Source organism: Mycoplana sp. ABR4_002, from assembly GCF_056159645.1.
On record NZ_JBSWVO010000002.1, the window covers coordinates 235,423 to 252,952 of the forward strand.

Annotated in this window: 12 protein-coding genes; 7 read left to right on the forward strand and 5 right to left on the reverse strand. The window is 65.8% G+C overall.

Features of this window, described 5'->3' with window-relative positions; translation table 11 throughout:
* Positions 1–2 precede the first annotated feature (2 nt).
* Genes ACXAGF_RS21365 through ACXAGF_RS21375 form a run of 3 tightly spaced genes read left to right on the forward strand, consistent with a single transcriptional unit; the run spans position 3 to position 3,203 of the window.
* Positions 3–1,478, forward strand: a complete 1,476-nt coding sequence (locus ACXAGF_RS21365) for an MmgE/PrpD family protein (RefSeq protein WP_475019554.1) — start codon at positions 3–5, stop codon at positions 1,476–1,478.
* 29 nt (positions 1,479–1,507) lie between these two features.
* On the forward strand, positions 1,508–2,365 hold the full coding sequence (locus ACXAGF_RS21370) for an HTD2 family dehydratase (protein WP_475019555.1): 858 nt from the start codon (positions 1,508–1,510) through the stop codon (positions 2,363–2,365).
* Positions 2,358–3,203: an HpcH/HpaI aldolase/citrate lyase family protein gene (locus ACXAGF_RS21375; RefSeq protein ID WP_475019556.1), complete on the forward strand. Its 846-nt coding sequence runs from the start codon at positions 2,358–2,360 to the stop codon at positions 3,201–3,203. Before ACXAGF_RS21370 ends, ACXAGF_RS21375 begins: the two co-directional genes overlap by 8 nt.
* Positions 3,204–3,213: 10 nt before the next feature.
* Here ACXAGF_RS21375 and ACXAGF_RS21380 read toward each other — a convergent pair whose 3' ends face one another.
* Positions 3,214–3,384 carry a hypothetical protein gene (locus ACXAGF_RS21380; protein WP_475019557.1) on the reverse strand — a complete coding sequence of 57 codons (171 nt, stop codon included), beginning with the start codon at positions 3,382–3,384 and terminating at the stop codon, positions 3,214–3,216.
* Positions 3,385–3,996: 612 nt separating this feature from the next.
* On the opposite strand from ACXAGF_RS21380, the gene ACXAGF_RS21385 reads away from it, so the two are divergent.
* Positions 3,997–5,610, forward strand: a complete 1,614-nt coding sequence (locus ACXAGF_RS21385; RefSeq protein WP_475019558.1) for a BCCT family transporter — start codon at positions 3,997–3,999, stop codon at positions 5,608–5,610.
* A gap of 92 nt (positions 5,611–5,702) precedes the next feature.
* Here ACXAGF_RS21385 and ACXAGF_RS21390 read toward each other — a convergent pair whose 3' ends face one another.
* The 3 genes from ACXAGF_RS21390 to ACXAGF_RS21400 form a co-directional block, all read right to left on the reverse strand.
* Positions 5,703–8,882 carry an efflux RND transporter permease subunit gene (locus ACXAGF_RS21390; RefSeq protein WP_475019559.1) on the reverse strand — a complete coding sequence of 1,060 codons (3,180 nt, stop codon included), beginning with the start codon at positions 8,880–8,882 and terminating at the stop codon, positions 5,703–5,705.
* A 119-nt stretch (positions 8,883–9,001) separates the two neighbouring features.
* Positions 9,002–10,180 carry an efflux RND transporter periplasmic adaptor subunit gene (locus tag ACXAGF_RS21395; protein ID WP_475019560.1) on the reverse strand — a complete coding sequence of 393 codons (1,179 nt, stop codon included), beginning with the start codon at positions 10,178–10,180 and terminating at the stop codon, positions 9,002–9,004.
* A gap of 33 nt (positions 10,181–10,213) precedes the next feature.
* Entirely contained in the window at positions 10,214–11,041 is an 828-nt protein-coding gene (locus tag ACXAGF_RS21400) for an alpha/beta hydrolase fold domain-containing protein (protein ID WP_475019561.1), read from the reverse strand.
* A gap of 159 nt (positions 11,042–11,200) precedes the next feature.
* Between ACXAGF_RS21400 and ACXAGF_RS21405 the strand changes: the two genes are divergently transcribed.
* The gene (locus ACXAGF_RS21405) at positions 11,201–12,103 is read left to right on the forward strand and encodes a LysR family transcriptional regulator (RefSeq protein WP_475019562.1); all 903 of its coding nucleotides are present in this window, start codon (positions 11,201–11,203) and stop codon (positions 12,101–12,103) included.
* 72 nt (positions 12,104–12,175) lie between these two features.
* On the opposite strand, the gene ACXAGF_RS21410 is transcribed toward ACXAGF_RS21405, so the two are convergent.
* Positions 12,176–13,105, reverse strand: a complete 930-nt coding sequence (locus tag ACXAGF_RS21410) for a LysR family transcriptional regulator (RefSeq protein ID WP_475019563.1) — start codon at positions 13,103–13,105, stop codon at positions 12,176–12,178.
* A 148-nt stretch (positions 13,106–13,253) separates the two neighbouring features.
* On the opposite strand from ACXAGF_RS21410, the gene ACXAGF_RS21415 reads away from it, so the two are divergent.
* On the forward strand, positions 13,254–14,948 hold the full coding sequence (locus tag ACXAGF_RS21415) for a GMC family oxidoreductase (protein ID WP_475019564.1): 1,695 nt from the start codon (positions 13,254–13,256) through the stop codon (positions 14,946–14,948).
* 39 nt (positions 14,949–14,987) lie between these two features.
* Positions 14,988–17,501, forward strand: coding sequence for a CoA transferase (locus ACXAGF_RS21420; protein ID WP_475019565.1), 2,514 nt, complete (start codon positions 14,988–14,990; stop codon positions 17,499–17,501).
* Positions 17,502–17,530: the final 29 nt, after the last annotated feature.

Consider the following 17,530-nt stretch of genomic DNA (forward strand, 5'->3'; position numbering starts at 1 on the left):
CCGTGAACCAGCATCCGAAGACATCCGCTGCGAGCGATGATCCGCACGCCCATCTCTCTGGCCTCACGAAGGCGGCCGCCGACTTCGTTGCCGGTCTCGACTATGCCGATCTCGACAGTGAGACACTGCGGCTCGCGCGGCGCTGCGTGCTCGACGGGCTCGCGGTCGCACTTGCCGGCTCCGAGCAGCCGGGCATGAAACCGCTCGGCGCCTATGTCGACAGCCTCGGCGGCACGCCGCAGACCCGGCTGATCGGTCGGGCGGCAAGCCGGGTGCCGGCCCATCTCGCCGCGCTCTGGGGCGGAACGGCCGGCCACGCCATGGACTGGGACGACACGCAGCTTGCCGAAGGTCCCGGCCGCCCCTACGGCCTCCTGATGCATCCGACCATACCGCCGCTCATCGCCGCGCTGACCATGTCGGACCTTGTTGCGGCCGAGACTGGCCGGCCTGTCGACGGCAAGCGGTTCCTGACGGCCTTTGCGGCGGGATTCGAAGTGGGCTGCAAGGTCGCCGAGGCGATCAATCCCGACCACTACATGCGCGGCTTCCACACCTCCGGCACCATCGGCACCTTTGCCGCAGCGGCAGCCGCCGCCAAGATGCTCGGCCTCGACGCGGCGGGCGTTGCGCAGGTTTTCGGCCTCGCCGCCTCGATGGCGTCGGGCATCCGCGCCGGCTTCGGCACGATGACGAAGCCGATGCATGTCGGCCGCGCGGCGGAAAACGGCGTGACGGCGGCGCTGCTCGCCCGCCACGGCCTCTCCGCCAATCCGGAGGCGCTCGACGGGCGCTGGGGCTACCTGGCGATCGCGGGGCCGGGCGGCGAGCCGGCGCTGGTGCGCGACCGCTTCGGCAGGCCGCACACGATGACAAGCCCTGGCGTGTCGATCAAGCCCTATCCGTCCGGCGTGCTGACCCATCCGAGCATGGATGCCATGCTCTTCCTGATGCGCGAAAACGGGTTGACGGCAGACGACATCGAATCCGTCAAGCTGAAGGCCGGCAGCAACGTGCTCGGCCCCATCCGCTTCCGGATCGCGACGACGGAGCTTGAGGGAAAATTCTCCTTCGCCTTCCTTCTGACGGCGATCATCCTGGCGGGCCGCGCCGGCAAGGCGGAGTTCACGGATGAATTCGTCTCCTCGCAAGCGTCGCAGGACATGCAGCGACGGATCGAGACCGCCTTCGACCAGTCGATCGAGGACATGGGCTGGGACCGCATCCGCTCGAAGATCGAGGTGACGACGAAGGACGGCCGCCATTTCGAGCGCTGGGCCGACGAGAACTATCGCGGCAGCCCGCACAACCCGCTGTCCGATCGCGAGCTTGAGGGCAAGTTCCGCGATTGCGCCGAGGGGCTGATCGACGAGGCGCGGATGCGGCAGGTCCTCGACTTCGTCTGGACGCTGGAGGAGGCGAAGGATGTCGGGCGCATTTTCGAGCTGCTGGACTGGCAGGGCGGCACGGCGCGATAGACACGCGGGCAGCGAAGAAAGGACAAACGATGTCTTCTGAGGCAGCCTCTGACGGCCGCGAAGCAGTCGGCCGCACGGAACGACGGCAGGCGACGATCCTCGCCGATCGCGTCGCGGCACTTGCCGCAGCGCTCGACCTCGACGGTGTGCCGGGCGGTGGGGCACAGCTGCCGCCCGCCTGGCACTGGATGTTCTTCAATCCGGTTGCCCGTCGCAGCGAACTCGGGCCGGACGGCCACCCCCGGCGCGGCGGCTTCCTGCCGGACCTCGGCCTGCCGCGCCGCATGTGGGCGGGCGGGCGCCTCACTTACCGCGCGCCGCTGCCGGTCGGGGCCGAAGCGGCGCGCGAAAGCGAAATCCTGGATGTCGTCAGGAAGGCCGGCCACAGCGGCTTCCTCGCCTTCGTGACCGTACGGCATCGCATTTTCGACGGGGGGACGCTCGCGATCGAGGAGGAACAGGACCTCGTCTTCCGCGAGGCGGCAAATCGCAGCGTGCAGGCAGCGCCGCCGGCACAAGCGCCCGGCGACGCACGCTGGTCTGAAACGATCGTGCCTGACCCGGTCCTGCTCTTCCGCTATTCCGCGCTGACGCAGAACGGCCACCGCATCCACTACGACCAGTCCTATGCGCGGTCGGTCGAGGGTTACCGCGACCTCGTCGTGCACGGGCCGCTGATCGCCACGCTCCTTCACGGTCTGGCGTCGCGCACGATGCCCGGTGCCTTGCTCCGCCGGTTTGCGTTTCGGGCCATTGCGCCGCTTTTCGTCGATCGTCCGTTCCGCCTTGAGGCGGCGCAGTCGCAAAGGGGCGGCGGACTGACGCTCTGGGCGTGCGGACCGGAGGGCGAACTGGCGATGCAGGCGGAGGCGACCTTCGATGCTTGACGACGGAAGGAAGGCAGGATCGGGGCCGGCATTGCCTGCCAGCTATCTCTTCGTGCCGGGCAACCGCCCCGACCGATTCAACAAGGCTGCGGCTTCCGGTGCCGGAAGCATCATCATCGACCTGGAGGATGCCGTCGGGTCGGACGACAAGGATAGGGCCAGAGGTGCTGCGGTCGACTGGTTCCGACAGGGCGGTACCGGGGTGCTGCGCATCAACGGTGTTGATACGCCGTGGTTCGAGGCGGATACCAAGGTGCTTTCCGCCTTCCCGCAGGCTATCGCGATGGTGCCGAAGGCGACGACCGCAACGATGGCGGCGCTGTCCCACCGCCTGCCGGGCCGCCTACTGATAGCGCTTGTCGAAAGCGTCGAGGGGCTCGTGCAAATCCATGATCTGGCGGCCGTCCCCGGCGTCTGCCGCATCGCCTTCGGCAATCTCGATTTCGGGTTGGATGCACGTATCCCCGGTACCGGCTCGACGCTCGATCCGGTGCGGTTGCAGATCGCGATTGCGTCGCGCCATGCCGGCCTGCCGCCGCCGGTCGACGGGGTGAGCGTCGATCTCGAGGACGAGGCGGGACTGGCAGCGGATGTCGCGCGGGTCCGGGATCTGGGCTTTGCCGCGAAGCTCTGCCTGCACCCGCGGCAGGTGGCCGTCGTGAACGGCGGCTTTGCGCCGTCGGCGGCCGAACTTGCGCAGGCGCGCCGGATCGTAGCGTTAGCCGCGTCCGCCGGAGGCGGTGTCGTGCGACTCGACGGCAGGATGATCGACCGTCCGGTGGTCGAGCGCGCAAGGGCGCTGCTCGACACGGCCGGAGACCCGAGCGGACCGTCATGATGCCTGCCGGTTACCCGGCCTTGAGATAGTCCATCTCGGAAAGGGCCTGCCGGACCGTGTTGACGAAGGCGCGGACGTTGGCGTCGCCCGTATCGGCCGCGAATCCGGCGAAGATCGGCGTATCGGCAATCACAGGGTCGACCTCTTTGTTGCCTGAGCGGTCGCCAAATTCTCGCTGCATCGGATGATCCCGTATCTGGTGCCGCTCCTCGGCGTGATCGTCCTGTACCTGGCACTGATCACCTATGTCCCGGCCGTCAGCCTGGCGGCGCTTTAATTGTTCGGCGCGCGGTGATGTCGGGCGTGAAAGACCCGCGCCGCCGCGCCGGAAAATGGGCGCTGTTCCGGGACATGCAAAATAGTTCCATAATTATGCTTATCTGACTTTTAATTGTAGCCGCAAAGTTAAAGTGTCCTGATCCTGCAAAGTAAGAATGTCACCCTCCCCGGGGTTCAGATGACCGGGAGCCTGCGGATGGGATTGGTTGCGATGAGCGGGCCGACCTGCGCGGATTGAGAAAATGGTCGCCGGACGCATGAGGTTGGCTTTGGCGGTGCATGTCCTGGGCTTGAGCACGCGCCAGGGGCGTGGTGTGCTGGATCGAAACCAGTGCTGGCGGTGCGGATGGCGCGCGCGGAACGCTTGGGGGCTCCAATCTTGGCCGAAATGTGGCAGAATTGACCTCTTGGCGGCGCGTCGGCGCGCTTCGGCGCCGCGTTTTGCGCCCATGGCCGGGAAGGCCACCGCTCCCGCGCTCTGTTCGCGGGATGATTACGTTTCCGGGAGGATCCCATGAGTGATACCGGCATCCCCGTTCCTGAAGGACCGACGCAACTGATCGACACGGAATACAAGGTCGGCCAGGACAACATCACCGCGCAGATCGGTCCCTTCGGGCTCGACGTTCACAATCCCGTCTTCATGGTTTCCGGCTTGACCATTGTCGGCTTCGTTCTGGCAACGCTGGCCTTCCAGGAGCAGGCCGGCCCACTGTTCGGCGGCTTGCGCGAGTGGCTGACATCGACGTTCGACTGGTTCTTCCTGCTCGCCGGCAATGTCTTTCTGCTTTTGTGCGTTTTCCTGATCCTGTCACCGTATGGCAGCGTCCGCATTGGCGGGCGTGATGCCGTTCCGGATTTTTCGTACTCGGCCTGGTTCGCCATGCTGTTTGCGGCCGGCATGGGAATCGGGCTCATGTTCTACGGCGTCGCCGAGCCGATCTCGCATTTCTCCTCGTCCGTCGCCGAGGATGCGGGAACGCCTGCAAGCTGGGCCCCGCTCGCCGGGGCGCCGGGAGACCAGGTGCTGGCGCACGACCTCGGCATGGCTGCGACCATCTTCCACTGGGCGCTGCATCCCTGGGCGATCTACGCCGTGGTTGCCTTGGCCCTGTCGCTGTTCTGCTACAACAAGGGCCTGCCGCTGACCATGCGGTCGATCTTCTATCCGATCTTCGGCGAACGCGTATGGGGGTGGGTTGGCCATGTCATCGACATCCTGGCCGTGTTCGCGACCCTGTTCGGCCTTGCAACCTCGCTGGGCTTCGGTGCCGAGCAGGCCAGCGCCGGGCTGAGCCACCTGTTCGGCCTGCCGACGAACGACGCGACAAAGGTCATTCTGATCGTGGTCATCACCGCCATTGCGCTCGTTTCCGTCGTCGCCGGTCTCGAGGCCGGGGTGAAGCGTCTGTCCCAGGTCAACATGGTGCTCGCCGCGCTGCTGCTGCTGTTCGTGCTCCTCGTCGGGCCGACGCTTGCAATCACCATGGGCTTCTTTTCCAACCTGTACCAGTACCTGCGTCACCTTCCGGAACTGGCGAATCCGTTCGGCCGCGTCGACGACAATTTCCGCCAGGGCTGGACATCGTTCTACTGGGCATGGTGGGTTTCCTGGTCACCCTTCGTCGGCATGTTCATCGCCCGGATCTCGCGCGGCCGCACGGTACGCGAGTTCATGACATGCGTCCTCATCATACCGTCACTCGTGTCCGTCCTGTGGATGACAGCCTTCGGCGGGACGGCGCTGAGCCAGATCGTCAATGACGGATATCAGGTAGCCGTCGAGGCGCCGCTCGAACTGAAGCTGTTTGCCATGCTTGAGGCGCTGCCCTTGCAGGCGATCACCAGCTTTATCGGAATCGTGCTGGTCATCGTCTTCTTCGTGACGTCTTCGGACTCCGGATCGCTGGTGATCGACACGATCACCGCTGGCGGCAAGGTGGACGCCCCGATTCCACAGCGGGTGTTCTGGGCCAGCTTCGAGGGCCTGGTGGCCATTGCACTGCTCTTGGGCGGTGGGTTGACGGCGCTTCAGGCGATGGCCGTCTCGACCGGCTTTCCCTTCACCGTCGTACTCCTGCTGGCCTGCTTCGCGATCCTGAAAGGCCTTGCGAGCGAGCCCCGCTAGGGCATGGCGCCGTCGCGGGCCAGCGTGGCGGCCAGCGGCTCGCCGGATCGGGCCGAAGTCCGCCCCCGGGTGGCAACCCGGGGGCGGGTCCCCTACTCTGCCGGCACAGCCTGCGGGGCCGGCTCGGCCGTGTTCCTGAGCGGGCGGTTGCCGGTCAGCCTGCGCACCAGCACGTAGAACACCGGCGTCATGAAGATGCCGAAGAAGGTGACGCCGATCATGCCGGAGAAGACGGCGACCCCCATCGCGGCGCGCATTTCCGAACCGGCGCCGGTGGAGAAGACGAGCGGCACCACGCCCATGATGAAGGCGGCGGACGTCATCAGGATCGGCCGCAGGCGCAGCCGGCTCGCCTCGATCGCCGCCTTGACCGGCGTGCGCCCTTCGAACTCAAGCTCGCGGGCGAACTCGACAATGAGGATCGCGTTCTTCGCCGACAGTCCGACCAGCACGATCAGGCCGATCTGGGTGAAGATGTTGTTGTCTCCCCCGGTCAGCCAGACCCCGGTCAGCGCCGCCAGCACGCCCATCGGCACGATCAGGACGATCGCCAGCGGCAGGGTCAGGCTCTCGTACTGCGCCGCCAGCACCAGATAGACCAGCAACAGCGCGAGCGGGAAAACGATGATGCCCGAATTGCCGGCGAGGATCTGCTGGTAGGTCAGGTCCGTCCACTCGAAGCCGATGCCCTTCGGCAGCGTCTCCGCCGCGATCCGCTCGATTGCGTCCTGCGCCTGCCCGGAGGAGAAGCCCGGCGCCGGTCCGCCATTGATGTCGGCGGCGAGGAAGCCGTTGTAGCGCGTCGTGCGCTCCGGCCCCGTCGTCGCCTCCACCTTCAGCAGCGCCGACAGCGGGATCATCTCGCCCGCCTTCGAGCGCACCTTGAGCGTGCCGATGTCCTCCGCGCGGGCCCGAAACTTGGCATCCGCCTGGATCCGGACGCTGTAGGTGCGACCGAACGCGTTGAAATCGTTCACGTAGAGCGATCCGAGGTAGATCTGCAGCGTCTCGAACACGTCGGTGACGGCGACGCCAAGCTGCTCGGCCTTCTCACGGTCGAGGTCAGCAAAGAGCTGCGGCACGTTGATCTGGAAGCTGGAGAACAGCCCCGCCAGTTCCGGCGTCTGGTATGCCTGCGCGAGGAAGGCCTTGGTTGCCTCGTCGAGCGCCTGGTAGCCAAGGCCGGCCCGGTCCTCGATCTGCAGCTTGAAGCCGCCGGTCGTGCCGAGGCCCTGGACGGGCGGCGGCGGGAACATGGCGATGAAGGCGTCCTGGATCGCGCCGAATTTCTGGTTCAGCTGCATGGCGATCGCCCCGGCCGACAGTTCCGGCGTGGTGCGTTCCTCGAACGGTGCGAGGCCGACGAAGACGATGCCGGCATTTGAGCCGTTGGTGAAGCCGTTGATCGACAGGCCCGGGAAGGCGATGGCGTGCTCCACCCCCGGCTGGGCGAGCGTGATCTCGCTCATGCGCTCGATCACGTCCTCGGTACGGTCGAGGCTGGCTGCGTCCGGCAACTGGGCGAAGCCGATGAGGTACTGCTTGTCCTGCGCCGGCACGAAGCCGCCGGGCACGGTCTGGAACAGTTGCCAGGTCACGCCGACAAGGCCGAGGTAAATCACCATGATCAGGCTCTTGCGCGACAGGATGGCGCCGACACCGCGGCCGTAGCCATTGGAGCTCGCGCCGAAGACGCGATTGAAGCCGCGGAAGAACCAGCCGAAGGCGCGGTCCATGGCGCGCGTCAGCCAGTCCTTCGGCGCATGATGATCCTTCAGCAGCAGCGCCGACAGCGCCGGTGACAGCGTCAGCGAGTTGATCGCCGAGATCACCGTCGAGATCGCGATCGTCAGAGCGAACTGGCGATAGAACTGGCCGGACAAGCCGGTGATGAAGGCCAGCGGCACGAACACGGCGACGAGCACGAGCGCGATCGCGATGATCGGCCCCGACACCTCGCGCATCGCCCGGTAGGTGGCCTCGCGCGGTGACAGCCCGTTCTCGATATTGCGCTCGACGTTCTCGACCACGACGATCGCGTCGTCGACGACGATGCCGATCGCCAGCACCAGCCCGAACAGGCTCAGCGCATTGATCGAGAAGCCGAAGACGTACATCACCGCAAACGTGCCGATGATGGACACCGGAACGGCGAGCAGCGGAATGATGGAGGCGCGCCAGGTCTGCAGGAACAGGATCACGACCAGCACGACCAGCGCGACCGCCTCGAGCAGCGTGTGGACGACCTTGTCGATCGAGGCGCGGACGAACTGGGTCGTGTCGTAGACGATGTCGTAGCGCACGCCCTCCGGCATGGCGACCTGCAGCTCCGCCATCGTTGCGGCCACTTCGTCGGAAATCTCGATCGCGTTCGAGCCCGGCGCCTGGAAGACCGGGATCGCAACGGCGGGCTTGTTGTCGAGCAGTGAACGCAGCGAGTAGTCGGCCGCACCGAGTTCGATGCGCGCGACGTCGGACAGGCGGGTGATGGCCCCGTTCTCGCCGCTCTTGACGATGATGCGGCCGAATTCCTCCGGCGTCTTCAGTCGACCCTGCGCGTTGACGGAGAGCTGCAGGTCGATGCCGGCCTCGCTCGGCGACGCGCCGATCACGCCGGCTGCCGCCTGGACGTTCTGCTGGCGGATCGCGGCGGCGACGTCGCTTGCCGCCAGGCCGCGCTCGGCGGCCTTCTGCGGGTCGACCCAGACGCGCATGGAATAGTCGCCCGATCCGAAGATCTGCACCTGGCCGACGCCGTCGATGCGCGCCAGCCGGTCCTTGATGTTGAGGACGGCGTAGTTGCGGAGGTAGGTGATGTCGTAGCGGTCGTCCGGCGAACTGAGGTGGATGACCATCATCAGGTCCGGCGAGCTCTTCACGGTGGTGACGCCAAGGGCGCGCACCTCGGAGGGAAGCCGCGGCTCGGCCTGCGAGACGCGGTTCTGCACCAACTGCTGGGCCTTGTCGGGGTCGGTGCCGAGCGCGAAGGTGACCGTGAGCGTCATCACGCCGTCGGCGGTCGCCTGGCTCGACATGTAGAGCATGTCCTCGACGCCGTTGATCGCTTCCTCGAGCGGCGTCGCCACCGTCTCGGCAATGACCTTCGGGTTGGCACCCGGATACTGGGCGCGGACGACGACGGACGGGGGCACGACCTCCGGATATTCGGAGATCGGCAGCGACCGCATGCCGATCAGGCCGGCAATGACGATCAGGAGCGACAGCACGCCGGCAAAGACGGGGCGATCAACAAAGAAGCGTGAGATATTCATGACGGGTCCCCTCGGGGCTGGCGGCGGCCCCGGACGACGACACGTCTTGGACCCGCGGCCTGGGCCGAGGGCGGGGCTCGAGGATTGGGGGTCCGGCGGGTCTCCCCGCCGGCAACGGACTACTGGGCGGCGGCGAGGTCCGTCTGGGGATCGACAATTGCGCCGGCGCGGACGCGCTGCAGACCATTGACGACGATACGGTCGCCAGCGCTGAGGCCGGTTTCGACGATGCGCAGTCCGTCGACCGCGGCGCCGAGTTGGACCTGCCGGTAGTTGACCTTGTTTTCGGCATCGACGACGAAGACGAACTTCTTGTCCTGGTCCGTGCCGACCGCACGCTCGCTGACCATCAGCCGCGGCTCGGCCTTCGGCTCGCCGACGCGGATGCGTACGAACTGACCGGGAATCAGCCGGTTGCCCGGATTGTCGAAGACGGCCCGCACGCGGATGGTGCCGCTGGCCTCGTCCACCTCGTTGTCGATCAGCTGGAGCTTGCCGACCATCGGCGTGCCATCGTCGCCAAGCGTGCCGATCCTGACCGGGACCTGGTCGATTGCGGGCAGCGCGCCGGCATTGTCGGGAAGCTTGGCAAGCGTGCGGGCCACGAGATCCTCGCTCGCATTGAAGCTGGCGTAAATCGGGCCGGACGAGACGAGCGTCGCCAGTGCCGGCGATGCCGAGCCTGCGGCGACGAGGTTGCCCTCGGTCACTTCCAGCCGGCCGACGCGACCGTCGATCGGTGCGCGGATCTCGGTGTAGCCGAGGTCGAGCCGCGCCGTGAGGAGCGATGCCTCGGCCGCGCGCAGGTTGGCGACCGCCTCGCTGCGGAGGCTCTGGCGCTGCACGTAGTCGCTCTCGGAGATCGTGTTCTTTTCCACCAGCCTACGGCCCCGCTCCAGCTCGGCTTCGGCCAGGTCGAGCTTGGCACGGGCCGAGGCGACGAGGGCTTCGGCCTGCGCGACGGCTGCCTCGAACGGCGCCGGATCGATCTTCACGAGTAGATCGCCCGCCTTGACCAGCGCTCCCTCGCGGAAATGCACCGACTGGATGGCGCCGGGGACGCGCGAGCGGATTTCAACGCGGTTGACGGCCTCGAGCCGGCCGGAGAATTCCTGCCAGGTGGTGACGCTACGCGGTTCGAGCGCGGCGACCGTGACGGGGATTGCGGCCGCGGCGGGCCCTGCCGGCGCGGCATTCGCGCCGGCGGTAAAGTCGAAATGCAGGGCTGCGGCGGAAATGGACACAGCAGTACCCAGGCCGGCGCCCCAGAGGGCCCAGCGTCGCGTGTTCAACGGCATTGGTATCTCCTTACGGCCCCTTGGGCCGGTTCTTCATCTCAAATGACAAAAGGTCCCGCTCTCCAGGTCCCGAACAAACGTCTCGAATTCCTCGCGCAAGGCGGCGGGGGGCTCGCATTGCGCTGTTGGTCGATTTCCATAGATCTGCGTCCAGCCCTGACAGGCCGGAAGCACGCATTGTCTCACCGCCACGCCGGCCGTCTGCAGGCGTGCGGCGTAGTTGGCGGCCTCGTCCCGCAACGGGTCGTCCGCCGAGGTCACGATCAGCGCCGGTGCGACGCCCGCCAACCGGGAGCAGTGGCCCGGCGCGGCGTAGGGATGGCAACAGCCGCCGGTCGCGCCGAGATAGTGGTTCCAGCCCTCCGTCCAGCGTTCCAGCATGCCGACCCCGCCCGCCTCACGGAACGAGGGGGTCGCCATCAGCGGATCGATCAGCGGCGACAAAAGAATCTGGCCGTCGATTTCTCCCGCCATCTGGTAGTCCCGCGCCTTCAGCGCTACCGCCGCTGCGACATTGCCTCCCGCCTCGACGCCGGCAACGAGCAGCGACGAACGCTGGCTGCCGAAGTGCCTGCGCTTGCCGCTGAGGCAGCGCAGCGCCGCAAACGCATACTCGAGCGCCTCGGGAAACGCATTGCCCGATGGTGCGGCATAGTCGGCCTCGACGACCACTGCGCCGGCACCGGCAAAGCAACGCGCTATCGGGCTTTCCGCGCCACGCTCGTCCTCAAGGAACGAGCCGCCGCCGAGATAAAGAACGAGCGGCGGCGCCTTGCCGCGACCGGGGGCGTCGTAGATGCGGACCGACATGGTGCGGTGCGAGCGCCCATCGACCTCCATCTCCCGCCATTCACTGGCCATCGTCCTGGTTCCTTTGCATGCAACCTGCTTTCCTGGGAAAGGGTGCTTGCCTCACTTACGTCTTATTTTATTATCCGGTTTCGATTTCATAAGACCTGAAATCCTGATAGCACTGTTCCAAATTTCGAATAATAGCGCAATGCAGCAAAGGGACTTGCCTTGGACCAGCTTTCCGCCATGCGCGTCTTCGTTCGAGTGGTCGAGACCGGCAACTTCTCGCGCGCCGCCGCGGCGCTGAACGTGCCGAAGACCACGGTGACCAATCTCATCCAGGGGCTTGAGGCGCACCTGCGGACGACGCTCCTGAACCGGACCACCCGCCGTGTGATGGTCACGACCGACGGCGCGCTCTACTACGAGCGCGCCTCGCAGATCATATCGGAGATCGACGAACTCGACAGCAGCCTTTCGCAGTCACAGTCGCAACCCTCCGGCCGGCTGCGTGTCGAGATGGCGGGGGCCTTCGCCGACCTGCTTGTCGTTCCGTCGCTGTGTGACTTCCATGCGCGCTATCCGCAGATCCAGCTCGATCTCGGTGTCGGCGACCGCCTGGTCGACTACATCGCCGAGAATGTCGACTGCGCCCTGCGCGGCGGGACGCCGAGCGACCAGTCGCTGATCGCCCGCAAGGTCGCGGAGATGGAACTCGTCACCTGCGCCGCCCCTCGCTACATCGACAAATGCGGGATGCCGGAGCGGCCGGAAGAACTGGCAACCAGTCACTTCGCCGTTGGCTATCTGATGGCCCAGGCAAGCCGTGTCATGCCGATGGAGTTCATCCGATCCGGCGAAAGCAGGGAGATCACGCCGCGTTATGTCGTCTCCGCCAACGACGCCCGTACCTACCTGAATGCCGTTCTGGCGGGTCTCGGCGTGGCGCAGGTGCCGCGTTTCATGGCTAAGCAGGCATTGGACGACGGTCGGCTCGTGCCGGTGTTGACGGAATGGCGATGCGATCCGGTGCCGCTCTATATCGTCTATCCGCAGACGCGGCATCTGAGCAACAAGGTCCGCGTCTTCGTCGACTGGCTCGTCAGGCTGCTGCGGGAGAACCCGCACTAGGATGCGACGCGAGGGCGCAACCGCGGGCGCGCTCCCGGCTCAATGGTGGGGTCGGATGCGGCCGTCCCGCGGTCAGGCGCGATCCCATATGCGTCTCGCGGCATCGAAGGCCAGCGCGATCACCGGGTCCGATGCGCGGCTTGCGAGACAGGCGAAGCCAAGTGACGTCGTGATTTTGACCCTGTCGGCGATCGCCAGCCCGTTTGCCTGCTGCTCGTGCAGCGCGATCGATTCGCGGCAGAGACTCAGGCCGAGACCGGTGCGGACCATGGCCAGCATCGAGGCTTCCTGATCGACCGACGCGACCACGTTCTGCCTCAGGCCGAGCTCGCCGAACAGTCTGTTGAGCAGCCGGTGGTGCACCGAGGCCGGTGGCGTCCCGATCCAGGGCAGGTCCGCGAGGCCGGACCAGTCCTTGCCCCGGACGGATTCCGAAAGCGCCGCCGGCGCGACAACGCGGTAGGTCAGCGGCGCCAGTTCCAGGCAGCGGAAGAGCCCGCCCTGCCCTTCCTCCGCCGGCTCCGCCGCGGGGTCGTAGTCGCGGACGTCCCCAAGGAAGAAGCCGATGTCGAGTTCGTTGCGCTTCAGGCCTTCCGGCACCTCGCCGCTCATGCCGTGCCGAAGCTCGGTCTCGATGCCGGGCCCGGTTTCCACCAGCGCCTTGAGGAGCGAGCCGAGCCTGGTGAACTCCGGATCGATGATCGTGCCGATCCTGAGCTTGCCCCGGACATGGGTCGACAGATGGTGGGCGGTCTGGCCGAAGTCGGTCAGAGCGGCCAGAATCCGCTCTGCCTTGGCGGCAAGCAGGGTCCCTTCCCGCGTCAGTTCCATGCCCCTGGCCGTGCGCCGGAACAGTTCGACGCCGGTGTCGGCCGCAAGGCGCTTCAGCTGTAGGCTGATCGCGGGCTGGGTCAGGTGCAGCCGCTCCGCGGCACGCGTTACGTTCCCTTCGCGCGCGACCGTCACGAATGCCTTCAACGTCTTCAGGTCGACCAGATCCATATTAATTTCAATTATAATTGTTTGCGCGATTTGTCATTGGATTTTCTCGTGTACGGCTGATTACTGTCAAAAATCTGCAATGCCGCCACAAAAGGCAAGAAGGCGGGATGTGGGAATTTATAATTGACAAGCTGGGAGGGGTGGTTTCATGTCGAAGGCCGGGGGTGTGAGTGTCGAGAACCAGTTCGACTACGTCATCGTCGGCGGCGGGTCGGCCGGCTGCCTGCTGGCCAACAGGCTCAGCCGGGACCCTGCCAATCGCGTCCTGCTGCTGGAGGCCGGCAAAAGGGACAACTACCTCTGGATCCACATTCCCGTTGGATATCTCTATTGCATCGGCAATCCGCGCACGGACTGGCTCTACAACACTGAAGCGGACCCCGGCCTGAACGGCCGTCGCCTGCGCTATCCGCGCGGCAAGACGCTCGGAGGCTGCTCTTCGATCAACGGCATGATCTACATGCGTGGCCAGGCGCGTGACTATGACGGCTGGGCCACCGAGACCGGTGACGAAAGCTGGACCTGGGAAAACGTGCTGCCGGCGTTCCGCGCCCATGAGGACCATTACCGGCTGGACGACGGCCGCGATCCCCAGACAGGCGACAACAGCCGTTTTTCGGACATGCACGGTCATGGCGGTGAGTGGCGGGTGGAAAAGCAGCGACTGCACTGGGACGTGCTGGACGCCTTCGCCGAGGCAGCCGTCGAGGCGGGGATCCGGCGCAGCGACGACTTCAACAGCGGCGACAATGAAGGGGTCGGCTATTTCGAGGTCAACCAGCGCTCCGGCTGGCGCTGGAACACTTCGAAGGCCTTTCTCCGCCCGGTCGCGAACCGTCCCAACCTTTCGGTCTGGACGGAGGCTGCAGTCGAGCGACTGACGACCGCAGCGGACGGAGGCGGCGGCCAGCGCTGCACCGGCGCGAGGGTTCGGCGCGGGACTGGTCTGCTCGACGTTCACGCGCGAAAGGAAGTGATCCTTTCGGCCGGCGCCATCGGGTCGCCGCAGATCCTGCAATTGTCCGGCATCGGCCCGGCGGCGCTTTTGCAACGACACGGGCTTGCGGTCGTTGCCGACCTTCCAGGCGTCGGCGAGAACCTTCAGGATCACCTTCAGATCCGCTCGGTTTTCAAGGTCACCGGTGTCAAGACGCTGAACAGGCTGGCCAACAGCCTGTTCGGCAAGGCGATGATCGGTCTCGAATACGGGCTGTTCCGCACCGGGCCAATGAGCATGGCGCCATCCCAGCTCGGCGCCTTCACGCGTTCCGACGAAGGCCGCCCCCATGCCAATCTGGAATATCATGTACAGCCGTTGAGCCTGGATGCTTTCGGCGAGCCTCTGCACCGCGTTCCGGCTTTCACCGCCAGCGTCTGCAATCTCAATCCCACCAGCACCGGTTCGGTGCGGATCCGTTCGGCAAGGCCTGGCGATGCCCCCGCCATCGCGCCCAACTATCTGAGCACGGATGAGGATCGAAAGGTCGCCGCCGACAGCCTGCGGCAGGTTCGCCAGATCGTGGCGCAACCGGCCTTAGCGCGCTACCAGCCGGTGGAGTGGAAGCCCGGCGTCGCGTACCAGACCGACGACGAACTGGCGAAGCTGGCGGGCGACATCGCCAACACGATCTTCCATCCGGTCGGCACCACCAGGATGGGGCGAGACGACGATCCGATGGCCGTCGTCGACAGCCGGTTGAAGGTGCGGGGCGTTTCGGGCCTGCGCGTCGTCGACGCCGGCATCATGCCGAGGATAACCAGCGGCAACACCAACGCACCGACGCTGATGATCGCGGAGAAGGCCGCGGCCTTCATCCTGCAGGATGCCGCCCGCAGCGCTTGAGGCTCTCCCCTTTCCAGGTCCAGTTTAAGGATATCGGACATGCCATCCACCACCCGCGAAAATCTTCCGCTGCATGGCGTCAAGGTCGTCGACTTCGGGCAATATATCGCCGGTCCGGCTGTCGCCATGATCCTGGGTGATCTCGGTGCGACCGTGGTGCGGGTCGATCCGCCCGGCGGACCCATCTGGGACAGCCCTGCCAATGCGACGCTCAATCGCAACAAGCTGATCGTCAACCTCGACCTGAAGACGCCGGAAGGTCTGGAACAGGCGCTCGCGCTAATCGCGGAGGCCGACATTGTCGTGGAGAATTTCCGGCCGGACAAGCTGAAGAGGCTGGGGATCGATTTTGCGGCACTGCGACAGCAGCGACCCGAGCTGATCAGCGTTTCCATCCCCGGTTTTGCCTCGACGGATGTCGAGCGTCGCGAACTGCGTGCCTATGAAAGTGTGATCGCCGCCAGTTCCGGCGTCTATACCGACATGGGGCTGAACCGTGTCCTGATGGGCGTGAACCCGTCCTTCTCGCCGCTGCCGCTGGCTTCCGCCTATGGGGCCATGCTGGCCGCGTCCGCTGCCGTCCTGGCGCTGCAGGCGCGCGAGCGCACCGGACTTGGCGACCACGTGGAGGTACCTCTCGCCAGCGCCATCATGGAGGGGCTCTGCTACAATTCGATCAAGATCGACGGGCTGCCGGACCGCTACGTCACCCAGCGCGAGCGCGAGATTGCCCGACGGCGCGCCGAAGGCCTGCCGATGAACCTCGGTTATGAGGAACTGCAGGATCTGCTCGATCCCTTCTATCGCAGCTATCTCTGCAAGGACGGGCGCATGTTCTACGTGGTCTGCCCGAGCCACAAGAACCATGCCAAGCGCTGCCTGCAGGCGCTCGGCATCTACGAAGAGCTTGTTGCCGATGGCTTGATGGAGGAAGAAGACACCTATCTGCCGACGTCGGAATGGAAGTCCGACGTCTCGCTCGGCGTCTATCCCCTGCCGAAGTTCTGGGCCGACAAGATTGCCGCGCGGATGAAGGAGGTCTTCCTCACCCGCACCTCCAAGGAATGGGAGCGCATCTTTGGGCGTGGCGGCTTCCCCGGCGCCCCGCAGCGCTGGCTGCAGGAATGGATCAACGACGACCATGCGGAGACCTCCGGTCTCATGATCGAATTGCAGGATCCCGAATACGGCACGATGATCCAGCCCGGCCCGGTGGTCTGGCTTGAGGAAAGCGGCGAGGCTGCCCTGTCGCCGGAACCGCGCCGATGGGTGGAGTTCTCGACCGCGCTCTCGGTGCTTCGCCTTCAGAAGACCAAGCTTCCGCGCGTGAGCAACGGCGCCGACCGCAGCGGTTGGCTCGAGGGCGTGCGGGTTCTCGACCTCTGCAACGTGATCGCCGGCCCGCACTCGGTCTATTACCTTGCCCGCTTCGGTGCCGAGGTGATCAAGCTGGATCCGGCCACACCGCTCTACGATTGCTGGAATACGGTCATCTTCGGCATGTCGCACATGCGCGGCAAGCGCTCGTTGCTGGCCGACATCAAGAGTCCCGCGGGGCGCAAGGTATTCGAGGAGCTGGTGAAATCGGTCGACGTCATCGTCTGGAATGCGCCCGACAACCAGATCCGCCAAATGGGCCTCGACGCCGAGGCGCTGAAGAAAATCAACCCTGATGTGATCTTCTGCAAGCTCGATTGCTTCAGCGGCGTGCTGCGCGGGCCGCGAACCGACTATGTCGGCTATGACGACCTGGTGCAGGCGTCGACCGGAATCATGTTGCGCTTCGGCGGGGCGATGCACGAGCCGGAGGAGCATGCCCATGTCGGCACCATCGACGTGATGTGCGGTTTCGGCGGCGCCCTCGGCGTCGCTGCCGCGCTCTATCAGAAGCTGAAGACCGGCCGTACCGGCCGCGGACGGACATCGCTGTCGGCCAACAGCGGGCTGCTGCAGATTCCGTTCTGCTACGACTACCGGGGCCGCCCGCTCTTCAACGAGCCGTCCGGCCGCTACGTTTCCGGCTATGACGCGCTAACCCGGTTCTACTACACCGCGTCCGGCGACTATCTGCTCTTCAGCACGAACGAGCAGGAAATCCCGCATCTCGACCGGATCGACGAATTCAAGGGCATCGCGGCGCTGCCGAAGGAGGAGCGGGAAGCCTTTCTTTCGGGGGTATTTGCCGCCGACACCGCCGCGGCGTGGATCGAAAGGCTGCGCGCCGAAGACATCGGCGCCGTCGTCTGCGACAATCTCGACGCGTTGCGGGCGACCTACGCGCGCGAGGCGGACGGCGAGCCCGGGACGGTGGGGGGAAGCTACTCCTTCTCCATCTATTCCGACCATCCGAGCGGGCATGTCGTGACGCAGCTTGACCCCTGCGCAATCCGCCCGAGCCGCAGCGCGATTACTTCCCCTCCTCCGGCGGAAAAGTACGGGGCCTCGACCGTCAGCCTTCTGAGGGAGCTGGGCTACACGACGGCGCAGGTCGAGGCGATGATCGAGGCGGGCGCCGTCAGCCAGGGCTGGAGCAAGGAATACCTGCCAAGCTGAGCGGCCGTTTGGGGCGGCGGTTCGCCCGG